Consider the following 4,761-nt stretch of genomic DNA (forward strand, 5'->3'; position numbering starts at 1 on the left):
TAACACTTCTAAAAAGGACTTCCTTTTCTGAACCCTTTTTCATGTTTTTAAGAATATTCCCGTGTACCATAAGCTGATTTCTTATTTCCAGCTCTGTTTCTGTAAGTTCCCGTAGGGTGTCTGAATTACGTTCATCAGAAGGGTCCATAATCAGACTCATATTATATTCATATTTGTAAAGAAGGCTTTTCAGGTGTTCTACATCGCTTTCTACCTTAAAAACATTTTCGACCATGGAATTAAAAAGAGAAGACTGAAAATCCATGGATGACCTGAGGTAAAGGATTCCCAGAAGACCGGCTAATTCAGCGAGAAAAATAAGGACTAAAGCGCTTATGGATAAACTCTTTTTCACATATTTAATTATAGCACATAATCCTGTGATTAAAACTTTCTTCTCTTTTTAATTATAAGCCGGTCTTTTTTACTTTCTTAAGGTGAATCTTACCGGATACCTGTATCGGACAGCACAGTTTTTACCGTTGCTGCTGGCAGGAATGCAGGAAATTCCGTCTAAAGCCGCAATTGCAGCCTGGGCAAAACCATAACCAGGATCTTTCAAAACATTTATATTTCTTATCTGTCCCTTGCTGTCTATTAAAAGCTCAAGATATACAACAGCTTCAATACCCTGCTTTAATGCCATAGGAGGATAAACAATCCTGGACAAAACTTCATTTCCAGGGATTACAGGAACTGCAGAAATCTTATGCTGGGGAAGATAATTTATCTCTTCCTTTATAACCTGAACCTTATCCTGAGTTTCTACGATTTTTTCAGAGGCTGCAGGCTGATCCCTTACCTCAACAATTTTTTCTTTAACTGGAGCTGGCTCGGGAGGCGGAGGCAATGCTTCCATTATATCCACAAGCTTAAATACTGTAGCTTCTGCAGTTTCTTCAGTTTCTTCTTCTACATGATTTCTAAAATTAATTCCATATATTGCAGCTGTGTGAAGAAGAAGAACTACAAAAATAAAGAATGGCCGCGAATATTTTATATATAAAGCTGAAAGATCTCTTTTCATATTACTTTTCCCTTACTACAAAACTTACGACACGATGCTGCAGAAGCTGAAGAACAGAAACAGCATTGTTTACATACATATAAGGAGTATTTTTATCTGCAATTATATGAATCCTTACCTGAGGATTGTCAGTAACTGCCTTTACAATAGCCTGCTCAAGGCCAATCTGATCAAGTACATTACCATCTGCAGAAATAACTCCATCCTTTTGAATCCAGATTTCAAAGTTGTCCTCTGCCTGGGTTCTTTCTATAATATGGCTTTCTGAATAATCGATTTTTTCTTCAAATCTCTGGTTCATTAAAGAAATAAGCATGATAAAAATCAAAAGCAAAAAACCGATATCCGACATGGAAGAAGTAGTTACAGATGGTGACCTTCTCTTACGTTTAATGTTTACCATTTCTATACTCCTTCTTCCATCTTGAATGAAAAATTCTCTACCTTAAGCTGCCTTATCATTGAAATTACATTTACAACAAACTGATAGGGAGCTTGTGGTGAAATCGATAAAAGAAAAGTCATCTGTGGATTTTCTCCAGCCTTTTCTTTTATGATTTTTTCAAGTTCAACTTCGCTTACAATTTTTCCATCAGTAAAAAGATTACCATCTTTATCAAGATTGCATTTAATTATTTCTGATGTATTTACAACCCTTGGTTTTTCTTTTGAAGGAAGACTCATCAGAAAACCTTTATTAACATTAAAACCTGCAATTACGATAAAAAAGATTATCAGCAAAAAAGACAGGTCATTAAGGGAACCTGAACTTCCAGCATCTTCCGGCTTATGGCGGACAAACCTTTTAAGCATCTTTGTCCCCCTTCCTTAAGCCGATTCTTTTTCATCCATTATTAAAGAAACCATTTCATTAATTGCCCTGGATGATTCTGCAGAAAAATCATCAACTCTCTTAATCAAGAGGTTATATGCAACAAGTGCGATAATGGCAATTATCAAACCAAATACTGTTGTAATCAAAGCTTCATAAATACCACCTGCAACAAGCTGGGCATTAACATCTGTAGCCATTGCAATAGACTGGAAGGCACCAATCATTCCTGATACTGTTCCTAAAAATCCTGTAAGTGGTGCAAGAGAAGAAAGGGCTGTAAGGTAATTAAATCCATTTTCCATTCTTCTAAGTCTTTCCTGTGCTTCAGTTTCTGCTGCCCTTTCCATACGGCTTTCACCATGGGATGAATTTTTAAGAACTGCAAGAAGAATACTTGCAATTGTTTCTTTATGAGAGCAGGATGCAAGATAATCTTCTGCGTCAGAAATTTTTCCAGCTTTAACAAGGGCATTGATTTTCTCACAGAGAGGCTTAACCTTGCAGTTATGCCAGGCAAGATAAATACATCTTTCAATAATGATAGCAATTGTTGCTACAGAAAATGCCAGAAGGACCCACATAAATGGTCCTCCAAGATTAAAAAGTTCGATTAAACTAAATCCTTCGTTCATGATTTACTCCTATGATTTTATTTTGCGTTCAATAATATGACACTCCTGCAGGGCAGAAGTGTCACTTTTTTTTTTGGATTTTTTAACTTTTTTTTAATTATGTTTTTTTAATTGTGCTTTTTTAATTATGTTTTTTTTAATTATTACTTTTTATAATTATCCCGTATTAGAATTTCATCTTAAAACCAAGTGATGGAAGCGGTACACCAATACTAAAATCAGCAGAAGATTTAGTATCGCTCATTTTTCCTGTATACTGGTTAAATGACTTTTCTCCTTCCGGAGTATAGAAATTTACAAATACATCCTGAAGGGCAAAGTAAAATTCCCAGGATTTCTTTTCATCTTCAGATTTCCAGCTCTTAGAAATTCTAACATCCACAGGACATGAAATCTGAGTTCTTAAAGTATCACTATAGAATGAACTTCTGCTGTAACGCTGAATTACAGTTCCGTCATCCAGCTGGGAAGCATAACAGCTTACTTCTCCAGTCTTGTCTTTTGGACAACCAGTAGCAAGTGTTCCCTTAAGGGTAAATGTCCATCCCTTACCAAAATGCCAGTTACTTACAAGATTAATAGTATGGAAGCGATGATAAGAAGGATAGAACCACTGATCAAGAACACTTTCATGAATACCATTTGCATCAACACCATCAGGAATATTGGCAGGATTATTAAGCCTTGCATAAACAAAAGAATAAGAAATATAACCATCCCACTTTTCTCCAGCTTTCTTTTCAATCATAGAATCAATTCCAAAAACATGTCCCTTTCCATTATCTTTTACAAAAACATCTATATCCTGACTGCTAGAAGAAGCATCATTCTGTTGATAGAAATACATTCTGGAAAGATAATGTCTGTAATATGTTTCAAGTTTTAATTTCCATCCATTATTTAATACAGCTTCAGCGCCAAGAACGCTAAGGATAGCCCTGTTTCCATGAACATCAAAATCTTCAAGCCCCATTTCTTTCTTTACCATCATTATGTCTACCGGAACAGAAACAAAAAATCCTGAACCTGCAGTAAACGAAAGTCTTTCAAAAGCAGAAGTATTTCTCCATGGTGTAACAGTTACGGAAGCCCTTGGACAAATATCTGGAATAAAATTCAAAACATAATCATCTTTTTTATTCCAGATGTTAATGAATTCTCCTCTTATACCAAGCTCTGACTGAATAAAATCATTTTCATTTCCATAAGACCAGGTACAATAAAGTGCATTATCAAGGATAGCAGTCCCCTTGCTCTCAGTAGAAAAATTAAGATGCTTAAAAACCATTCCCTGATTACTTTCAACATCACCCCAGCCATCCAATGTGTTTTTAAAATCAGATCTTGAGAAAGTTTCTTCTACGCCAAAGCAAAGTGTATTCTTTTCAGAAATCAAAGTCTGACCTTCAAGTTTTCCTGTTACAAGATGACTGTCAATTTTTTCTCCATTGTAATTTTCCATATCAGTCAAAGTGTAATATCCACCTGCACTAACACCTGGATATACAGAAGAATACTGACTGATAAAATCATCAGTGTAGTAAACATCACCGGTATCTTTCTGACTTACGTCAAGATCTTCATACATCCTGTTATAGGAAATAATTCCGTTTATAAAAGAATTATCACTAAGAAGATATTTAACATTTATACCTGCCATTGCCTGATAAATGTCATAATCAAGTTTTACATTGGAAGTAATTCCTTCGTCCTCTGCTTCCATATCGTAACCTATACCGTCACTACCAAAAAATCCTGTAAGGGCGATATCAAGTTCAGGTACAGGAGTAAGATTAACTTTTAAGAATGCATCCCTGATGTAAGGAGCTCTGTCAATCATATCAAGGGCATCACTTCCACAGGCATCAATAAGCCAGACAAAAGGATCCAGGTAAGTAAGGTGTGTACCTAAAAGCATTCCACCTCTGTTAAGTCCAAAAGGAACCTGAGCAAAAATATCTGCACAGGTAGTAGAAACAGAAGCATCTAAATGAAAGTTTTCATAATCTGGTGTAATTGTTGTTGCTTCAAGAAGTCCTGAAGAAGCCCTTCCATACCTTGCAGAAAAAACACCATTTGACAACTTGATGGTATCAATCATGGAAGGATTAAAAATCGAAAATGTGCCACCCCAGTGCCATGGAAAGATTGTATACATACCGTCAAGAAGACAAACCATTTCCCTTGGTTCACCACCACGAATTGAAGGCTGATCTCCAACAATACCACTAAAAGAAACTCCAGGCAAAGTTCTTACAGAAGCCATA

The 4,761-nt window shown here is 35.8% G+C and carries 6 protein-coding genes; all 6 read right to left on the minus strand.

The window, feature by feature from the left end; translation table 11 throughout:
* On the minus strand, positions 1 to 355 hold a 355-nt coding region (locus K6D58_RS04780), incomplete at its 3' end, for a hypothetical protein (protein WP_296828174.1).
* 69 nt (positions 356 to 424) lie between these two features.
* Positions 425 to 1,027, minus strand: a complete 603-nt coding sequence (locus tag K6D58_RS04785) for an energy transducer TonB (RefSeq protein WP_296828176.1) — start codon at positions 1,025 to 1,027, stop codon at positions 425 to 427.
* 1 nt (position 1,028) lies between these two features.
* The gene (locus K6D58_RS04790) at positions 1,029 to 1,430 is read right to left on the minus strand and encodes an ExbD/TolR family protein (protein ID WP_296828178.1); all 402 of its coding nucleotides are present in this window, start codon (positions 1,428 to 1,430) and stop codon (positions 1,029 to 1,031) included.
* Between the two features lie 2 nt (positions 1,431 to 1,432).
* Positions 1,433 to 1,840 carry an ExbD/TolR family protein gene (locus tag K6D58_RS04795; RefSeq protein ID WP_296828179.1) on the minus strand — a complete coding sequence of 136 codons (408 nt, stop codon included), beginning with the start codon at positions 1,838 to 1,840 and terminating at the stop codon, positions 1,433 to 1,435.
* Positions 1,841 to 1,855: 15 nt separating this feature from the next.
* Positions 1,856 to 2,494 (minus strand): MotA/TolQ/ExbB proton channel family protein, encoded by a 639-nt coding sequence (locus tag K6D58_RS04800; protein WP_296828181.1) that lies wholly within the window; start codon positions 2,492 to 2,494, stop codon positions 1,856 to 1,858.
* 166 nt (positions 2,495 to 2,660) lie between these two features.
* Positions 2,661 to 4,761: TonB-dependent receptor plug domain-containing protein (locus K6D58_RS04805; RefSeq protein WP_296828183.1), on the minus strand; the 2,101-nt coding region annotated here is incomplete at its 5' end.

The organism is Treponema sp. (assembly GCF_024696245.1).
In the GTDB taxonomy this organism is placed as follows: domain Bacteria; phylum Spirochaetota; class Spirochaetia; order Treponematales; family Treponemataceae; genus Treponema_D.